The organism is Pedobacter gandavensis, assembly GCF_032677645.1.
Lineage (GTDB): Bacteria > Bacteroidota > Bacteroidia > Sphingobacteriales > Sphingobacteriaceae > Pedobacter > Pedobacter gandavensis_A.
On the sequence record NZ_JAVTSB010000004.1, the window covers coordinates 349,207 to 367,923 of the forward strand.

The following is an 18,717-nucleotide window of genomic DNA, read 5'->3' on the forward strand; positions in this document are numbered from 1 at the left end:
TTTTGTTAGCGAAGTTTAAAATAAGAATTATGCTGACAGTAAATAAACAAGTCGCCATTGTTGGTGGCGGAATGGGCGGACTAACTTTGGCCCGTCTTTTACAAATGAAAAACGTTGATGTAAAAGTATATGAGCGGGATCTGAACCGTGATGTTCGTGTTCAAGGCTCTACACTTGATCTGCACGAAGGCAGCGGCCTGGAAGCGATGAAACGCGCTGGTTTAATTGAGGAGTTTTATGCACACCATCGCCCCGCAGCAAGCAAAATGCGCATTGTAGACCAATCTCTTGGGATACATTTTGATGATCATGATTATGCGGATGAAAATACGGTTACGGAAAATCGTCCGGAGATTGATCGTGCCCCTCTGCGGGACATTTTAGTTGAGTCGCTAAAGCCTGATACCCTGGTTTGGGACAGCCAATTTCTGGCTATGGAAAAACAAAATAGCGGCTGGCTCCTGCATTTTAACAATGGAACCAGTGCTTATGCTGACATCGTGATCGCTGCCGACGGTGCCAATTCTAAAATTCGTCCTTATATCAGTGATCTAAAACCGATCTATTCTGGTGTTACTCTGATTGAGGGCAACATCTATGATGCGGAAAAGAACGCAGCCCAACTTTTTGAATTTACAAAAGGAGGAAAGGTAATGGCCTTTGGAGATGAACAGTTTATAGGATACGGCACAAAAGGCGATGGCTCCCTCATGTTTGTGGCAAGTTTCAAGGCCCCTGAGGATTGGCTGACCAACAACAGTATTGATTTCAAAAATAAAGAACAGGTTCACAAATTGTTCAAAACTGAATTTACAGGTTGGAGCGATGGATGGCAGGAATTTTTCGCGAACGAGGAGGTGCATTATATCCTACGGCCACAATATTATTTCCCGCTCAACCAAAGTTGGGAAACACAGGAAAACCTGACCATGATTGGCGATGCCGCACATCGCATGCCCCCATTTGCAGGTGAAGGTGCTAATGTAGCCATGCAGGATGCCTTTGAATTGGCCGCCTGTTTAACAGGAAATCAATTCCCCGACTTAAAAACGGCCATCTCACATTTTGAAAAACAAATGATTGCCAGAGGAGCAGATGCTACGCAGGACACCCTGGTAAATGGCGAAATCATGCACTCCAAAACGGCATTAACACAAATGCTCCGGTTTTTTAGCCAGATGGAAGGCGAACAGGTTGTATAATTATCAAAAAAAGCAGCCTTATCATAAACTTACTGATGAGGCTGCTTTTCGTTTTTTAGTTTTTTTCTATTTCTTTTAAGCTATCCATTTTTTTGGTAGCCAGGAATCCTTTGATATCCTCAAAGTGCTCGCGTACGCGCTTATTACCAAATTCGAATACTTTTTCTGCCAGTCCATCCAGGAAATCCCGATCATGGGATACCAGAATAATAGTCCCATCAAAATCTTTAAGGGCGTCTTTGATAATGTCTTTAGTCTTCATGTCCAAATGGTTGGTTGGCTCATCCAGTATCAATAGATTTACGGGCTCCAACAGCAACTTGATCATGGCTAAACGGGTTTTCTCTCCACCGGAAAGTACCTTAACTTTTTTCGTAGTATCATCGCCACTGAACATAAAGGCGCCTAAAAGGTCTTTAATTTTTATAGAACCATCGCTTAGTGGAATCTGGTTAATGGTTTCGAATACCGTTAAATTTTCATCAAGCAAAGCAGCTTGATTTTGGGCAAAGTATCCAATCTTTGCATTGTGACCTACTTTTAATTCACCTTCAAAATCGATCTCGCCCATGATGGCTTTGATCATGGTCGACTTACCTTCCCCGTTTTTACCAACAAAAGCTATTTTTTCTCCCTGTTTGATCACCATTGATGCTTTTTGGAACACCACATGATCGCCATAGGTTTTAGTGAGCTCTTCTACGATTACCGGATATTGACCCGAACGCGGCGATGGTGGGAATTTCAGGCGCAATGCTGAAGTATCCACTTCATCGATCTCAATAACTTCGAGCTTTTCGAGCATCTTCACACGAGACTGCACCGATAAGGTTTTCGAATAAACTCCTCTAAAACGATCTATAAACTCCTGGTTATCTGCGATAAAACGCTGTTGTTCCTCATAAGCTTTCACCTGGTGGACACGGCGGTCTGCACGCAACTGTAGATAATGGCTATATTTTGCTTTGTAATCGTATATTCTGCCCATCGTTACCTCAATGGTACGATTGGTAATGTTATCTACAAAGGCACGGTCATGGGAAATCACCATTACTGCCTTAGCAGAGTTGATCAGGAAATCTTCCAGCCATTGGATACTCTCGATATCCATGTGGTTGGTCGGCTCATCCAATAAGATCAAATCAGGTTTCTTTAACAGAATTTTAGCCAGCTCGATACGCATTCTCCATCCGCCCGAAAACTCAGAAGTTTGACGGGTAAAGTCTTTACGCTCAAAACCCAAACCTTTTAACACCTTTTCTACCTCTGCATCATAATTGACCTCTTCAATTGAATAAAACTTCTCACTCAGCTCTGAAACACGTTCAATGAGCTTCATGTAGTCGTCAGTTTCGTAATCTGTACGAATCGTCAGTTGCTCATTCAGCTCATCCAGTTCTATTTTCATCTGGTTGACCTCTTCAAAAGCTTTCATCGTTTCTTCAAAAACGGTCACCTTATCCTGAGTAAGGAAATGCTGTGGTAAATACGCTATTACCGCGTCCTTAGGACCGGTTACGTTACCAGAGGTAGGTTTAGCCGCATTGGCAATAATCTTTAGGATGGTCGACTTACCGGCGCCATTCTTGCCCATCAGGGCTATTTTATCGTTCTCGTTTATCGAAAAGGTTACGTCGCTGAAAAGCGTAGTTCCGCCAAATGAAACGGAGATGTTATTTACATTAATCACAGTATGGAATATTGAGTTATTTGCAAAGGTAAGAGAAAGACATTGGATTCAATAAACAAGCTCTGTAATCCTAACTCAATTCGTCTTAATCCAATGATTTTCGCTTTGGTTCCCTCTTTAAAAAAGCATGAACTTTTTCTTGATATTTGTACTATAAATAATTAAAATACTATTTAGCCTCAGGATACTCTTAATTAAGGATTACAGAACGCTTAATTATACGTACTTATGGGCTGCATGAAACAGATCTGATTGACCTAATAAATAAAGAACAAATTGCTGAAAAAATATAATTCCTACCAGTTACTTTTAATCAGCCTGATCGCTGCTGTTTTTGTGATTTATCCAGAGATCACCTGGATTCCCTACGATTTAGAAAAGCTAGGTGGATCAGCGAAAACAAACTATATTTCTTTCCTTTTACTGCGTTTTACTTTCCTGACAGGTCTGATCTTTTTATTAATCAGCATCAATTTACAGCGGATAAAAACCGTTGACTTTAAAAAACGTTTCGGATATAATACCATGATTTCTGTGATAGCCTTTGTGATCTACGGAGGAATCTCTTTTTTGATGTATAAAAAAGTCAGACATTACGGGAGTTTAGTTCTCTTTCAGTTTCTTATCATTTCTATTTTAAGCACACTTATGGGGCATATTGTAACCTTGTACAAGGAGCAGCGGAAAAGAGAACAGGAGATCGAAGAATTAAAAGTAAAGAACCTGCAAAGCCGTTATGATGCGCTGACAAACCAGATTAACCCACATTTCTTTTTTAATTCTCTTAACGGCCTGACTTCCTTAATCCGGAAAAAGAACAATGAAGCAACACTGACTTATGTTAACAAGCTTTCTGATGTATTTCGCTACATTCTTCAAAGCGATAAAAAAGGGCTGGTTACCTTAGGAGAAGAGCTGACTTTTGTTGATGCTTTCCGCTATATGATGGAAATCCGTTTTGCCAACAAACTAGAATACCACCTGAACATTGACCCCAATTCCTTATCACAAAAGGTTCCTGTACTTTCTATTCTTCCCCTGCTAGACAATGTAGTGGTTCACAATATGATCGACAGTGACCATAAAATGATCATCGATATTTATATTAATGAAAACAATGAGCTTGTGGTTTCTAATCCTATTTACCCAAAAATAACTCCAGCGCTAACCAATGGTACAGGGCTTAACAATCTGGAAAGCCGCTTTCTGTTGTTAATGGACCAACAAATCAGAGTGGAGAACAATGGCAGAATATTTAATGTTTATTTACCATTAGGATAACCCATATGAAGATACTGATCGTTGAAGATGAAACAGCCGCTTACGAAAGCCTGGTGGAGGTTTTGAAGGAGATTGATCCTACTATAGAAGTGGTTGGAAATACCGAAAGTGTGAGTCAGACCATTAAATGGCTGAATGGGCATACCCTACCCGATCTCATCTTAATGGACATCCATTTATCTGACGGTTCTTCCTTCCTGATTTTTGAACATATTGAAATTGAAGTCCCGATTATCTTTACAACGGCTTATGACGAATATGCAATCGAAGCATTTAAAGTAAACAGTATTGATTACTTACTTAAGCCCATAAAAACGGCCGACTTAGCACGGGCACTTGTCAAATTCAGCAAGTTAACCCGTACTGATATAGCCGGGTATGTATCCAACGTCAACCAGCTGGCACCAGCACCACGTTATCAAAACAAACTCCTGATTCCCCATAGGGATCAACTACTGCCGATTGATCTTCAAGAGGTTTCCTATTTCTACACCACAGATAAAAATACGGCTATTGGCCTGGCGGACGGAAAAATCATCCCTTACTCCAAAACCTTAGAGCATATTCTTTCTCATTTAAACCCCGCCAATTTCTATCGCGCCAATAAACAATTCATCATTGCCCGAAATGCAGTCAAAAACATCACGGTATGGTTCGACAGCCGCTTGCTCGTCACCCTTAACTGCACTGTTCCTGAACCAATTTACATCCCTAAAAACAAAGCCGCTGAGTTTAAAGAATGGCTGGTAAAAGCGTAATCAAATGATTTTTGAACGGTGCCTTTCGTCTTAAAGCGCTTGATTTTCGTGTTAGTTCCCTCCTTCAAAAATGCCTGAAATAATATCCTGATGTTTACCCTATAAAACATTAGAATATTACATTTTATGCAGGCTATAAATTACACCCGTATAAATGTTGATTTCACTTAAAAATCATCATTATGAAAAGAGTACTCTATTTTTCGATTTTATTATTTGCTGTACTTTCAAATCGGGCAGCAGCACAAGAAGGTCCTATTTTCCCAAAAGGGGAGAAATCTCCGAATGTACATCATGTAGGAAATGTCTGGCTTAGGGAATTGAATTCGCCTGATAGCGTCTTTACTTACGGTACATCAGTAGCCATATTTGATGCCGGAGCAAGATTGGATTGGCACAGTCATCCCGGAGGACAAATTTTAATCATTACCGAAGGGATTGGTTATTATCAGGAAAAAGGAAAGCCTAAACAAATCGTAAGAAGAGGTGAAGTTGTGAAATGCCTGCCCGGGGTTGAACACTGGCATGGGGCAACACCAGAAAGTGGTGTTACCTACATCGCTACCTCCCCTTCACAAAATGGAAAAACGATCTGGTTGCATCCGGTAAGCAAAGAAGAATACAACAGTAAAAAATAGCCCTTAAATACATCCTGATGAAAAAGATAGCATTCCTACTAACTTCAATATTTATGACAGCAAGTATCCTGTCTTCAGCTCAAACTGAATCAAAAAATCCCTTTGGCCTGGTCTATGGGGACGCCATTACCGAAAATGTATCCGGAAAAGTGAACATTCATCCGGTGACTTATAAACTGAATGGGCTTGATATTGCAGCAAATGTGTATACCCCTGCGGATTATGACCCCGCAAGGAAATATCCGACCGTAGTACTGGCTCATCCTAATGGTGGCGTTAAAGAGCAGACAACCGGTTTATATGCAGAACGTTTGGCAGCGGATGGTTATATCACGATTACTGCCGATGCGGCTTATCAAGGTGCCAGTGGTGGACAACCCCGTCAGGTCGATAAACCTGCAAATCGTATCGAAGATATTCATGGTATGGCCGACTTTATTTCCCAATATGCAGGGGTTGATGCAAACCGTATGGGTGTTTTGGGCATCTGTGGTGGTGGCGGTTATACTTTAAAGGCCGCCCAGGGGGATAAACGTTTTAAAGCTGTGGCAACCTTGAGTATGTTTAATTCAGGTGAGGTAAGACGTAATGGTTTTCAAAACTCCCAGATAGCGACCATCCAGGAACGCTTACAGCAAGCGACAGCTGCCCGTGCGCAGGAAGCCGCGGGTGCTGAAGTGATTTATACCGGTCTGGCTCAACCAACAGATGAAGAGATTTCGAAGATCCCAACCGATCTATATCGCGAAGGATACCAGTATTATTATAGAAGTCATGCACACCCCAATTCGACTTTTAAATATACCATGAGCAGTCTGCTCGACTTAATGACTTTTGATGCAGCTACCAATATGGATTTAATCAATCAGCCTTTGTTAATGATGGCTGGAAGCAAAGCCGACACAAAATATATGACAGATGAAGCATTTAAAAAAGCAACGAATGCAAAAAACAAGGAGCTATTTCTTTTAGATGGAGCCAGTCATATTGAAACCTATTGGAAACCTGAATATGTGAATAAAGCGGTAAATAAATTGGTTGATTTCTTTGGTAAAAATCTATGATAAGGAACAATAAAATAATGGTTCTTTTGGCCGTTTTCTCAATCGCACTTGTTGCGGGCTGTCAGACCACAAGAAAAAGCGGATATCTTGCTGTTCAGGAACAAGGCAGTTTTGCGATTGGCGGAACGGTTATCACCGCAGCAGGTAAATTTGATCCCATAGCACACGGTGCTTTCAATCCGGGCAAGCAAAGTTCCGAAGGTCAGACCCTACATGGCGATCATGCATTTGTGATTTATCAAAAACCGGTAAATGCACGCAAGCTTCCGCTGGTTTTCTGGCATGGCTATGGGCAGTCTATGAGAACATGGCAAACCACCCCTGATGGCAGGGAAGGTTTTCAAAATATTTTCCTCAGACGTAGGTTCAGTGTTTATAATATTGACCAACCCAGACGCGGTAACGCAGGGCGAAGTACAAAACCCATGAATATTACTGCTGCTCCGGATGATCAACTCTGGTTTGGGATTTTCAGATTAGGTATAGGAAGGGAATTTTTTCAAGGCGTACAATTTTCTAAAGCCCCTAAAATACTGGATCAGTTTTTCCGTCAGATCGTTCCTGATACCGGCCCGATTGATTTTGAAGTAAACACCAATGCGGTTTCTGAACTATTCGATAAGATTGCTGAAGGTGTCCTCGTTACACATTCTCATAGTGGAGGCATGGGCTGGTTAACCGCGCTTAAGAACCCAAAAATAAAAGCCATTGTCTCCTATGAGCCGGGTAGCAACTTTATATTTCCAGAAGGGGAAGTACCTGAGACCATCCCTTATGTTGGCGGAGCACTGAAGGCCAGCGGTGTAGCCCTATCGGATTTTAAGCGACTGACCCAGATTCCAATCGTTATCTATTACGGTGATTTCATCCCTGAGCAACCGGTACAAACCCCGGGACAGGAACAATGGCGTGCGGCCCTTATCATGGCAAAAAAATGGAGAGATGTGGTTAACAAACATGGCGGGGATGTGACCCTGGTCCACCTGCCGGAAATTGGCATTAAAGGTAATACCCATTTCCCCATGTCTGATTTGAACAATTTGGAGATTGCCAACCTGATGTCCAAATGGTTAAAGGAAAAGGGTCTGGATCAGTAAATCCGGCAGGTATTGAAATCAAATTCATTCAGTTATAAAATTTAGAAGCAAAAACATGAAATCATTAACGATCGGATTATTCTTAATCATTATGGGCAGCCAATTCTCCTTTGCACAAAATTCTACTGTAGCGCAGGAAATCATTAAACTTTCCAAAGATAAATGGACCTGGATGGCAGACAAGAACATCGAAGTTCTGGACAAGCTTTTCCATGAAAAATCCGTGTTTGTTCACATGGGTGGATCCTGGGGAAAGGAACAGGAAATCAATGTGATCAAAAGCGGAGGTATTTGGTACAAAAAAGCAGATATCCATGACGTATCACTGAAAGTAATTGATCAGACAGCTATTCTTTTGAATAGAATTGATTTGCTGGCCGTTGTTGGTGGAAAAGAAGTAACGAACCCTTTTATGGTGACAGAAGTTTACATCAAACAACAGGGATTATGGAAATTAGGCTCCTTATCCTTTACGAAGTTAGTTAGCCCTAAAAAAGACTAAAGCGATTTTCATGAAAAAAAACAAAATACTCCTCGTATTATTCATCGGATTAAATATTATTTTTTCTGTATTGAAAGCTCAGGATCTGGTGCAAAGCCCCAAAGCACAAAGTCTTATTGCAATTGCCGCATTAACTGGAAAAGGCGATCTGCCAAAACTAAAAACGGAACTGAACAATGGTCTTGAAGCAGGTCTGACCGTTAACCAGATCAAGGAAGCGTTGGTCCATGTTTATGCCTATGCAGGGTTTCCACGTAGTATTCGTGGATTACAAACTTTTATGACGGTATTGGAAGAGCGCAAAGCCGGAGGCATCAATGACGTAACTGGTGCAGCAGCATCACCGGTTAATGATAAACGCAGCAAATACGAACGCGGCAAAGCCATATTGGAAGAATTAACCGGCGCAAAAGAGCAAGAGCAAAAAACCGGTTATGCCGCATTTGAACCAAAAATCGAAATCTTTCTAAAAGAACATTTATTCGCGGATGTTTTCGAAAGCAATGTGCTGTCTTACGCTGAAAGGGAACTGGTCACGATATCAGTACTCTCCAGTATTGGTGGCCTGGAACCTATGTTACGTTCACATATGATCATTTGCCTGAATCTTGGTTTAACAACCGGACAGCTACAGGATTTTATAGGCCTGATCAGCAAAACCATTGGTAGAAAAGAAGCAAAAGCTGCTCAGGCAGTATTGGACGAAATCCTGATAAACAGAAAATAAGAAAACCGGAGAAAAATGAATTTAAAAAAGAACATCCTGATGATTTCAGCCATCACTATTGGTCTATCGTCCTGTAATCATTGTCCGGAGAGCCAATCCGCTACAACGGACAAGAAAAAGAACGCAATGATATTTCCCAAAGGAGAAAAGGTGACGAATGATAATTTTACAGGAATGGTTTGGCTCCATTATCTGGCAAAAAGTGATACCAGCTACAACGTAAATATCGGTTCCGTAACTTTTGAACCTGGCGCAAGAACCAACTGGCACTACCATAAAGGAGGTCAAATACTCCTGGTATCGGATGGAAAAGGTCTATATCAGGAGAAAGGAAAGCCTATTGAAATTATTAAAAAGGGTGATGTCGTTAAATGTCCCCCAAACCTGGAACATTGGCACGGAGCAACACCCGATGAAGAAATGACACACATTGCTATTGGCACCAATACAAATTTAGGTGGTGCCATTTGGTTGAAGCCTGTTACAGACGAGGAATACCACAGTAAGCCTTAACGAAAGATCCTTCTCAATATTAGCCCTACAACAGCAGCAATAATCACAATCTCCCTTGTGCCTAAAATAGACTTATTCTTAACATTTTGAGGCCTGGAAGCGCTTAGTTCCCCGGAATCCGGTGCTGGTAGGAATGGATCCAATTTAGCTAGCTGTGGCAATTGATTCTCCTCATCCAAATTGTCAAGAATATGGCGGGTTTGCCATGGATATAATAAGGCACCCAGACTTTCGATATCAAATTCCAGTTCCTCAACCGAATTAAATTGTCGGGTAATGAATGCACGGGGTGGATCTATATTAAGTTTAAGGTAGGCTTCCAGCTTGTGGTGTCCATCAAGAATGAAGTCCGCCGCGTATTCAGTTTCACAATCTCCTTCCGGTGTATAAACGGCCGACATCATGATTATAAATGGTCGCGCTCCCTCCTGAATCTTTTCTACAAAATAGGCTACTTTCCGGGGATCTATCTCCGACTGGGCGCGCGTAGCAATACTGGCATCATTGTAATAGCCAAAAATTGAAGTAGTGGTGTAGCCGATCAGCCCTTCCGTAAAACGCGTAAGTCCGGTATCACGACGATCTCTTTGATAATCCTTCTTGATCTTCTCAATTTTACTCAGGTCAACCGAATCAGACCAGGCCGTATGCCATTTTATTTCATGGGTACTTGTTTCTCCTCCGGAATAGACAACAGCTTCTCTTTTAGTTTTACCGTTACTGAAATGGAGTTGATATTCTCCATTTTGAAGAAGGCCGAATAATGGCTTTAATTCCTGATGAAGCGTTTCCTCCCTACCAGTAAAATCTTCAAAAAGATCAAGATCAATCGTACGCTGCAACATTTCCTGTTCCGCAGCTAAAGGAGGTATTAAAGCCAGATACTGGCCATTTCCACCACCTGCACAGTCGTCCCATACCATTGATACGGGCCTTTTTAACCTGTAATATGAACCGAGACTATTGTATCCTATGGAAATGACATTAAGGCCGTCATTAATTTTAAAATTCATTGGCATTTATTAAGATGGGGATTCCACAGGCAATATACAGGATTTTGAATAAAGCTCAGACTTGTGTTCCTTGTTAACCGATGATCTTTCAAACCAATTTGTCTTCTAATGAAAATAGAACCCTCATCCTATTTCCAATTTAATTCATCATCATCTTCATCGTCATCGTCATCATTTTCATCAAAATCCTCCTCCTCACCGTTACCTTCGGTATTTTCAGATAACTCATCCTGATCGTCATCTTCAAAAAAATCATCATCTTCCTCATCTTCAGGCTCAGGACCTTTTTTAGGCGTATTTTCTTCATCGATCAGCTCTTCTTCCCAATGCAGGCCGCTTATTTTTTGATTTTCAGATTCCATGGTCTTTAGTATTTAATCAAATAAAAATAGTGACAAGCGTTAAACAGCAGGCTCACCAACCAGATAACACACAGAAAAACAGCTTGTTTCAAGTAAAATATTTATTTTTCAGGACCTGTATGATTTTCCCTGGATAGTGGTGTATTTAGTTTAGACTCAATCACGTCTAATACGATCTTATCACCAATCACATACAAAAACAGCCTGTAATTCTCCGGATTTTCAGGAATGGTTACTTTCACATTTACTCCATTACCGATTCCTGTCATGGATATGGGTTTATTAAATCTATCCACTTTGGCCAGCTTCCATTCAAATGTTAAGTTTTCTGAAGCGGTAGCCAATACCCATTGGTTATTCTTTTTAATAATTACATGGTAATTAAGTTGTTGTCCGGGGAAAGTTCCGAGTGCTGGTTTAAGGATTTTAACAGCAGGCTTCTCAACGGGTAAAGGGCCTTTATTCCAGGCATAAAAAAGCTGAGTAAAAGCTAGTTTCTTTCTGCCCTGTTCATCTTTTATTCCATCAAGTGTTGCACGATTTGTTTTTCGCTCATCCTGCCAATTGGCGATGAACGTACCGACTTTAGGGTCATTAAGGGAATTATAAGAGGAAACCGGAATCCCACTATAAAAATAGGGAACATGCACCTGCTTAATTAACTCTGGATCTACAACTTTAGGGCCAACGACAAGACCATATAGATCAATTTCCGGGATCACCCTGCGATACCGGTCAATTGTTGAATTCATGTTTTCCGAGACTTCAATATCCACACTAACAGGCCTTGTAGGATCTATTTTTTTGATATTAATGACTAATTTTTTAAGCCAGGCCAGGTAAGCATCCTGTTGATATATTAACTCTGGTTTGTAATAGTAGATATCGAGTTTCTGTAGCACTGCATTTCCAATATTCCAGGATTTGATACTTTCTTCATCTTTCAATTCATGAATAGATTCCAGTATTTTATCGCTCAACAAATTGAGTCCTTTAGCATCCGTTCCAAAATTAAGTTCATCATTAACCCAATATCCATAATGGATGTTCATGTTTGTTTTTTTAGCGAGCTTCAATATGTTATCATCGTAAATATCCGGACCATATCGCTTAATCGCATTGATCCCAATCCGCTTCATCTCTTCAAAATCAGCAATCATATCACGCATGGTGACTGTTTGATAGTTTTTCGTCCAATCCTGACCCCGGTTATAATTTACTCCTTTTATGGATGCAAATAGACGGGCATATTTTGTAACTGAAGAATCACCGACCGTTGCAGTACCGGCAGCCGTTAGCAAAGGTGGAGTCTTCATCACCACCGTCTGATCTAGACTTTTATGCCAGGCATTTAACAATAACTTCATTTGCCCTGGTTGTTGTATGCTCCAGTTCAACACTCCTTCTGAACCAGCTGTTGGTACATTTTTATCATAGCCAGAATCAAAGAAAAGAAAGCCTTTAATTTCCGGAAACTTACTTTTTGATTTGAAAGCTAATTTAAACCATTCCTCTTGCCGACCGGCAGAAACTAAAGAGCCCATTTCCGCCAACATCACCGGTAATCCGGAGCGAAAAATCGGGTTTTGGTGAAAAGTCTTGTATAAATCCTCCATGGATTGCCATCCGGAAGAGGAATACAATGGACCATAATTCAGATTGGTGACACCTATCCAGTCTACATATTGCATCCCTGGAAAATAAGCATCAATAGTTTCTGATTTCCATGGATTCCAAACCCAGATCACATTGTAAACCGCATTTTTGGAAAAATACTGGTGTATATATTTCCAGGCCGCTCTATATTCATCCGGTGTATTGTTTCCAACCCGAGACCATGGATAAGCCGGGTTGTCCATTTCATGAGCAAACCGCAGATAAACCGGCCTGTTTAATGCTTTTAACTGATCTGAGAACTTTTTAAGATAAGCATCATAAGCTCCATCCAGTACCTTATTAAAAACTTTCAGGTCTTTTTTATCCTCGCCATTGATCTTATTTTGAGCAAATAAATTCTGCCATGGCTCCCAGGTGACCATAGGTATTGAACCATTGTTATAGATCGAATCTATGGTTTCTTGAGGGAGATAACAATGTGCCTGATCTCCCCATGGGATATAAATTGAAACCAGATCAAAATGAGAATTAAATGCCTTTTGACGTGCATTAACCTTTTTTATGGAGGATATTCCATCCGCATTCCCCGGTGCAAATATTCCAGTAAGAAAATAATTCATTTTATGATTTAAGACCGGCAAACCCGTATTTGATTCCGCATCTGAATTTGCAAAATAAAGCACTAAAAAACAAAGTGCAACCGTGATCATCAAGGCACTACTCCGTACTCCTGCATAAATACGTCTTCTTAAAAACCAGAATTTGATTTTTAATTGTTTAAGCCCATCCATAAAACCATTCACCGTAGCATGCTCCGCCTTATAAGCTCTAAATTGTTGTTGTCTGCTGGCTGCAATGTTAAAACACATGATCAGACTATTTAAACCAGCAAAACCAGCCATAATAATATTATAAGGATTCCAGTCGTAATACAAACCATAAACAATTGCAGCCAGAGATAGGGCGAGTACGATTAAATTAGGAACATTTAATGGCCAGTTATTCGCTTCATTACCGTCCTTAGGTGTTGGAACATAAGGTACTTTTTTTCCAATAATGGTATAAACCAAACCTAAAATAAAGATCCACCAGGTACCAATAATCAATAGTCCGCCAACTACATGAAAACCACGTTCTTCATCTTCCATGACCCACTTTTGCACAAAATGCCGGATCAAAAGTGTCATCGTCAGGAAGGGCAATATGCTGAATCCAAAAGAGGTAATACTCATCTTCATCGGGCTCACATCGAAAAATAGCGCAATAATAGGGATCAGGAAGTTGATTAAATAAATTACCCCTGCGAAATAATGCAAAGGAATGACCGCATAATGTAACTTTTGCTGCCAGGTAAAGCCTTTAAAAAGTTTCGGATAGGCAGTGACTAATAAATCAAAGACCCCTCTGGACCATTTGAGCTGTTGCTTATAATAAGCAGATAAAGTGGAAGGCACCAATCCTCTGGCCAATACCTGTGGCACATAAACCGACTTCCACCCTTTCGAATGAAGTTGCATTGCCGTGTGCATATCTTCCGCCAGGCCTGCCGCATGTCCACCGATAGATTCGAGCGCAGTACGTCTGAAAGAACAGTTGGCGCCAATCGCAAGAACGGTTCCGTACTTGTTCATTGTCATCATCATTGGTCCATAGAACTGGTACGTTTGCTGCGCGGCACCTTTAGCGATTAGATTTTCATCGTTATTACTGTATGCCTGTACAATTTGAACAAACCCAATTTCAGGATCATTAAAATGGTTGACAATAGGATCCAGAAAGTTAGGCATAGGGACGTGATCCGGATCTAAAACCACACAAATTTCTCCGGAAGAACAGCTTAAAGCATTGTTGATATTCCCGGCTTTTGCATTGATCTTTTTTGTTCGGGTGACATGATGAATACCTAATTCATCACAGAAGTTCTTTAAATAGGGGTCGTTTGCCTCATCGCATAAATAGGTTTCGTGAGGATAAGTGATGGCCTTAATTGCGATCAGCGTTTCTTCAATCATCTCATAGGGTTCTCCTGCACAGAATGTTGTGAAGATATCAACCGTATAAATCTTAGTGGTTTCAGGTGTTTTAGGAATCGTAATAAAAAAATAATGAATCCATTCATGAATTGTTTTAAGACTCATAAAAATGAAGGTACTGAGCAACAATCCATATAATAGTGGGTCGCCGACAGTAGCCGGATCCAGCATGTTACGGAGAAAATAAACAATACTAATTACTCCGATAAAAATCATCAGTCTAAGCGTGAACCGCTCTTTCTTTGTTGGGGGCGATGGTATTTTAGCTACTTTCATTTATCGGTTACCACATAAAAAGGTGTATTGCAGGTAGAGAAGTTCCCATGATCATCATAAATTGTCGCAAAAACCCGGTAAGGACCTTCTACATCAGGAGCTACAAAATTATTCTCCAAAAAGTGATCTGTTTTGATTTGTTGACTTAAAGGCTGGAGCTTTTTGTCGCTATGAAGGTTGTTTTTTTTATACCAATCTTCCCGATACAACTCCCATTTCACATACTTAATTTTATCCTGATTTAACAGTAATACCCTGGCTGAAAAGGTTTGTCCGGCAGACAATAGAATATTATCTCCTGCTCCCTTCTCATTTAAAAGCATATAATTTACCTGAGGAAATGAAGTTTCCAGATGTTTCCCTGTCCACAAATATTTCATGGCATCAACCACCTGGGATTTCCCGTTATGCTCATCGAACATACTAAACCAGGACTGCGTTCCCTCCTGTTTATTGCCCCAGAAGAATGCAAAAGCGCCTAAAAACCCAGGATTCTCTACTGGCATATATTTTAAAAAACGATCCTGATATTGTTCGGCTTTCTTAGTACTGGTATCCTCAATGTAAGCGCCCCATGCGGTTTGCGGTGTTCCCTCCCAGGGGCCATCAATCCCCCATTCTGTAACCATAAACGGGCCATTCCAAAACCAGGAGATACTTTTCAGGTCCTCCCTCAGATAGGTTATTCTACCGAAAACATTAAAGGAAATGAGGTCAAGATTACAGCGTGCAATCAGGTTAAAAATGTATTTCTTGTTAAAATTTAAGACGGTTGTGGTGATGGGATGATCGGGATCATCCTGGTGAATCATATCCGTAAGCTGATTAAAAGCGTCATAGAAATTATGGTATGATGGCTTAAATGGAAAATCGAGTTCATTACCAATACACCACATCAGAATTGAAGGATGGTGCTTATACTTGTTTACAATAGCTTTAAATGCCTGGTGCTGGGCCTCCACCTTTGCGGGGTCTGCATAGAAAGTGGTATAATCACTATTAAAAATTGGCAAGCCAACGATAACGGTTAACTGATGAGCTTCCGCACTATCCAGAATCACAGCTAACCTGGTGGTATCCCAAACTCTAATCGTATTCCCACCCATTTCCTTTAGCGTCTGGAAATGACTATCACCAGCAGCTCCTTTGATCGCATAAGGTTTGCCATCTTTATACAGTTTATAACTGCCGTTGATTTCTTTAATCTGTACTTTTTTTGAAGTGGTATCTTTTGGCTGATTACAGCTTACAAAAAATAGAACTATCAATAAACTGAGAACGCTTAACTTAAAAAACGGATACTTGCTATCCAAAATTGACATACCTAAAAATTAATTAGGTGAATATAATATATTCAGGCTATAAAAAGGCAAAGCTTCGTAAGCCAGGCATGATTTATTCACGTTGATTCAGAACCTATCTATAAATCAATTAATTGCACTTACAATTCCCTTTACCCAAAATCCAGCTAAAGCTTTAGAACCCTCGGCATTGGGATGCAAATAAAAAACACCATGCTTGCCTTGTTCAGCTTTAAACAGTTTTTCATGGTTCTTTTGAAAAAAACTAAAAACATCTTTATTACCTTGATAAACCTTATTTGGATGGCTACGTTTATACTCTTCGGATAAGGTTTCTATTTGTGAAAAGTAACTACTTAAGCGATCGAGTCCTTCCTGCATATACCCTGCATTATTGTGTGTATTTGGACTGTACCAAAGCGGATATTGTATAACAAATCTGGCATGGGGGTATTTCTCCATCAAAGTATTGATCAAAACCTTCAAATTATCTTTGTACTGAGCGGCCTGCACAGGGGCTCCATTTGGCCCGAACATGGCGCTATCATTCGTACCTAACATGATCGAGAACAATAATACTGCTGTTTTATCCTGAGCAAAGGTATCGGCTACCTGCAATACTTTTGGGAAATCAATGTTGTTCTTTGGCAAGAAATCTACAGTGGTATGTCCGCTAAAGCCACTATTACTAATATTCACTGCGCTAATATCTTTACGATGTCTCAATAGCTTTGCTACATAGATTGGCGTGGCTTCATTTTTTGGATCTGCTAAAGCACCCCCCTCAGTAATGCTGTCACCTATAAAAACAATATTGATTTTTTGCTCTTTTTTTCCTGAGAAGGAAGTCAAAACAAACAGCAAGAGCAAGCAGGCATAATTAAAGCTGGGTTTCATCATATTTAAAGGCTCATAATTTTAACTCATGAAAAACCGAATATAAGATTATTTTGCAATCAGGTCTTAAAAAGACGTTATCCCTTTTACAAAAAGCAGTACCCTTGGTGCAGGAATGGTTAAACTGCTGGTGCGACTTAATCTGGCGATGTTAATTCCGTAAAAGTTACCTTTCAGATCAAACAACGGCCCGCCACACTCAGATGGTTTTAGTTTAGCATCATGTATCAACACTTCTTTAAAGTTGTCTCTACGCTTACTTTTACCGTCTACAAACAGATCTTTACTCCTATCCTCTTCCACATACCGGGGCTTAAGGGCAATCGTTTGGGTATTAACACTTCCTTTTCTTGTGATATACTGCAAGGTAACCGTCTGATTTGTATTGAATTTCGACAACTCATCCGGCAAATCATTGGTCGTTAAGAGCGGACGATCGTTAATTTTCGTCAGCACGTCTTTTACAGCAATATCATCCGATTTTCCTTTTTCTATTGATATAGAATACAGTCCGGTAACGACAATCTTATAATCATCTTGATTGTAACTTGTCCCAACACCTAAATACCTGGCAGGTGATTTAGGCATCCCCAGCTGTGTATTTCCCAACACGCTAAATTCTCCTGGCGCTTTTGGTTTCGGACTGATCAAAAAATTACCCAACTGATCAACGGTATAACCAGGGAACACTTTATTCAGGTTGATCCCGCCAGCAATTTCCTGCGGAATCTGAAGCAATACTAAATCACTTTCCTCATCACGACTGATCACTTTAGCATGGATCAAACTTCCATCCAACATTTCCACTTTAGCACCAGGCCCTACCATCGAGCTTTTGCTAATGAAAAAACTCTTCCCCTCTAACTCCGATGGAGAAATCAATCCATTGAGATCTACTAAGGCCGATAAAATACTTACCTGATTGGAATCAACTACCGTAAATACATTTTTCTGAAAGCGATTATCCTGCTCCTTAAAATTAGAAATGAGTTCAGGCATTTGCGGAACAGCAGTTAGCTTTTCCTCATTTTTATTCAGCTTCACTTTATCTTCCGGGATAAACGAAGTATGTACAGCCGGTGTTTTTAAAGCGGTCCAGTATTTTCTGAACTCATCCACAGGAACTTCCATATTGGAGGTTACAGATACACTTACCCGACTGTGAATCCCAATCACTCTACCTTTCAAATCAAACAATGGCCCTCCGGAATCACCTGGTTCCATCAAACAAGTACTCCGCATAAATCCGGTTTCGTGCTTCAACTGGGCCACATAACCAAATCTTAGGGTTGGCTTATTTGCGTAAAAACTACCCGGATAAGATAGACTCACACAAGGTACGTTAGGTTCCAGCAAAGTAGACCATCCCATTTTCGCAAATGGCCATTTCCCCTTATCGGTGATCACGATCATGGCGGCATCAATGGAATGAATCACGCCTAAGCCTTTAGCCCTAAACGAACGTCCATCGGGAAAAGTAACCTGATAAGCGCGGTTCGGACTAACTGCATGGGCAGCCGTCAGAATATGTCCATCGCCATCCACCACAACCCCGCTAAAGAATCCTCCTACAGCTTGCTGATTGGCATCCAGATTCACAATCCGAACCGATGCGGCATAAGCTTTTTTAAGGTTTAGTTTAACTTCCTGCTCTAATTTTTCGCCATTAAAACCATCCTTTTGGGCAAAAGCCGGCTTAATACCTTGCAAGCAAAGTAATAGTATGATCAATAAGTTCTTCATTTG

The 18,717-nt window shown here is 40.5% G+C and carries 16 protein-coding genes; 9 read left to right on the top strand and 7 right to left on the bottom strand.

Annotation, left to right across the window (positions count from 1 at the left end; all coding sequences use genetic code 11):
* The first annotated feature begins 29 nt into the window (after nt 1-29).
* A complete protein-coding gene (locus R2Q66_RS09235) occupies nt 30-1,202 on the top strand; it encodes an NAD(P)/FAD-dependent oxidoreductase (protein ID WP_316748126.1) in 1,173 nt (390 codons plus the stop codon).
* A gap of 55 nt (nt 1,203-1,257) precedes the next feature.
* On the opposite strand, the gene R2Q66_RS09240 is transcribed toward R2Q66_RS09235, so the two are convergent.
* Complete coding sequence (locus R2Q66_RS09240; protein WP_316748127.1) at nt 1,258-2,892, bottom strand: ABC-F family ATP-binding cassette domain-containing protein; 1,635 nt, start codon at nt 2,890-2,892, stop codon at nt 1,258-1,260.
* 276 nt (nt 2,893-3,168) lie between these two features.
* Between R2Q66_RS09240 and R2Q66_RS09245 the strand changes: the two genes are divergently transcribed.
* From R2Q66_RS09245 to R2Q66_RS09280, 8 genes are all read left to right on the top strand, one after another.
* On the top strand, nt 3,169-4,173 hold the full coding sequence (locus R2Q66_RS09245) for a sensor histidine kinase (protein WP_316748128.1): 1,005 nt from the start codon (nt 3,169-3,171) through the stop codon (nt 4,171-4,173).
* A gap of 5 nt (nt 4,174-4,178) precedes the next feature.
* Entirely contained in the window at nt 4,179-4,931 is a 753-nt protein-coding gene (locus tag R2Q66_RS09250; protein ID WP_316748129.1) for a LytTR family DNA-binding domain-containing protein, read from the top strand.
* A 182-nt stretch (nt 4,932-5,113) separates the two neighbouring features.
* The gene (locus tag R2Q66_RS09255; protein WP_316748130.1) at nt 5,114-5,569 is read left to right on the top strand and encodes a cupin domain-containing protein; all 456 of its coding nucleotides are present in this window, start codon (nt 5,114-5,116) and stop codon (nt 5,567-5,569) included.
* A gap of 17 nt (nt 5,570-5,586) precedes the next feature.
* Nucleotides 5,587-6,633, top strand: coding sequence for an alpha/beta hydrolase (locus tag R2Q66_RS09260; RefSeq protein ID WP_316748131.1), 1,047 nt, complete (start codon nt 5,587-5,589; stop codon nt 6,631-6,633).
* 17 nt (nt 6,634-6,650) lie between these two features.
* Complete coding sequence (locus tag R2Q66_RS09265; RefSeq protein ID WP_316748185.1) at nt 6,651-7,730, top strand: alpha/beta fold hydrolase; 1,080 nt, start codon at nt 6,651-6,653, stop codon at nt 7,728-7,730.
* Nucleotides 7,731-7,785: 55 nt separating this feature from the next.
* Nucleotides 7,786-8,232, top strand: coding sequence for a nuclear transport factor 2 family protein (locus R2Q66_RS09270; protein WP_316748132.1), 447 nt, complete (start codon nt 7,786-7,788; stop codon nt 8,230-8,232).
* 10 nt (nt 8,233-8,242) lie between these two features.
* Nucleotides 8,243-8,959 (top strand): carboxymuconolactone decarboxylase family protein, encoded by a 717-nt coding sequence (locus tag R2Q66_RS09275; protein WP_316748133.1) that lies wholly within the window; start codon nt 8,243-8,245, stop codon nt 8,957-8,959.
* Nucleotides 8,960-8,974: 15 nt separating this feature from the next.
* Nucleotides 8,975-9,472, top strand: coding sequence for a cupin domain-containing protein (locus R2Q66_RS09280; RefSeq protein WP_316748134.1), 498 nt, complete (start codon nt 8,975-8,977; stop codon nt 9,470-9,472).
* Here the strand turns inward: R2Q66_RS09280 and R2Q66_RS09285 are convergent.
* The 6 genes from R2Q66_RS09285 to R2Q66_RS09310 form a co-directional block, all read right to left on the bottom strand.
* Nucleotides 9,469-10,485, bottom strand: a complete 1,017-nt coding sequence (locus R2Q66_RS09285; RefSeq protein ID WP_316748135.1) for a hypothetical protein — start codon at nt 10,483-10,485, stop codon at nt 9,469-9,471. The two genes, R2Q66_RS09280 and R2Q66_RS09285, sit on opposite strands and share 4 nt — an antisense overlap.
* Before the next feature lie 128 nt (nt 10,486-10,613).
* Entirely contained in the window at nt 10,614-10,847 is a 234-nt protein-coding gene (locus R2Q66_RS09290; protein ID WP_316748136.1) for a hypothetical protein, read from the bottom strand.
* Between the two features lie 101 nt (nt 10,848-10,948).
* On the bottom strand, nt 10,949-14,773 hold the full coding sequence (locus R2Q66_RS09295; protein WP_316748137.1) for a glycosyltransferase family 2 protein: 3,825 nt from the start codon (nt 14,771-14,773) through the stop codon (nt 10,949-10,951).
* A complete protein-coding gene (locus tag R2Q66_RS09300) occupies nt 14,770-16,041 on the bottom strand; it encodes a glycoside hydrolase family 2 TIM barrel-domain containing protein (RefSeq protein WP_316748138.1) in 1,272 nt (423 codons plus the stop codon). The genes R2Q66_RS09295 and R2Q66_RS09300 overlap by 4 nt, the downstream gene beginning before the upstream one ends.
* A 159-nt stretch (nt 16,042-16,200) precedes the next feature.
* The gene (locus R2Q66_RS09305) at nt 16,201-16,974 is read right to left on the bottom strand and encodes a GDSL-type esterase/lipase family protein (protein ID WP_316748139.1); all 774 of its coding nucleotides are present in this window, start codon (nt 16,972-16,974) and stop codon (nt 16,201-16,203) included.
* Between the two features lie 63 nt (nt 16,975-17,037).
* The gene (locus tag R2Q66_RS09310) at nt 17,038-18,714 is read right to left on the bottom strand and encodes a serine protease (protein ID WP_316748140.1); all 1,677 of its coding nucleotides are present in this window, start codon (nt 18,712-18,714) and stop codon (nt 17,038-17,040) included.
* Nucleotides 18,715-18,717 lie beyond the last annotated feature (3 nt).

Bases quoted from the DNA above. Each gene is read 5' to 3' on its own strand.
- R2Q66_RS09295 (WP_316748137.1), bottom strand. From the start codon at position 14,773: ATGAAAGTAGCTAAAATACCATCGCCCCCAACAAAGAAAGAGCGGTTC.
- R2Q66_RS09290 (WP_316748136.1), bottom strand. From the start codon at position 10,847: ATGGAATCTGAAAATCAAAAAATAAGCGGCCTGCATTGGGAAGAAGAG.
- R2Q66_RS09250 (WP_316748129.1), top strand. From the start codon at position 4,179: ATGAAGATACTGATCGTTGAAGATGAAACAGCCGCTTACGAAAGCCTG.
- R2Q66_RS09270 (WP_316748132.1), top strand. From the start codon at position 7,786: ATGAAATCATTAACGATCGGATTATTCTTAATCATTATGGGCAGCCAA.
- R2Q66_RS09310 (WP_316748140.1), bottom strand. From the start codon at position 18,714: ATGAAGAACTTATTGATCATACTATTACTTTGCTTGCAAGGTATTAAG.
- R2Q66_RS09275 (WP_316748133.1), top strand. From the start codon at position 8,243: ATGAAAAAAAACAAAATACTCCTCGTATTATTCATCGGATTAAATATT.
- R2Q66_RS09280 (WP_316748134.1), top strand. From the start codon at position 8,975: ATGAATTTAAAAAAGAACATCCTGATGATTTCAGCCATCACTATTGGT.
- R2Q66_RS09260 (WP_316748131.1), top strand. From the start codon at position 5,587: ATGAAAAAGATAGCATTCCTACTAACTTCAATATTTATGACAGCAAGT.
- R2Q66_RS09285 (WP_316748135.1), bottom strand. From the start codon at position 10,485: ATGAATTTTAAAATTAATGACGGCCTTAATGTCATTTCCATAGGATAC.
- R2Q66_RS09265 (WP_316748185.1), top strand. From the start codon at position 6,651: ATGGTTCTTTTGGCCGTTTTCTCAATCGCACTTGTTGCGGGCTGTCAG.
- R2Q66_RS09235 (WP_316748126.1), top strand. From the start codon at position 30: ATGCTGACAGTAAATAAACAAGTCGCCATTGTTGGTGGCGGAATGGGC.
- R2Q66_RS09255 (WP_316748130.1), top strand. From the start codon at position 5,114: ATGAAAAGAGTACTCTATTTTTCGATTTTATTATTTGCTGTACTTTCA.
- R2Q66_RS09305 (WP_316748139.1), bottom strand. From the start codon at position 16,974: ATGATGAAACCCAGCTTTAATTATGCCTGCTTGCTCTTGCTGTTTGTT.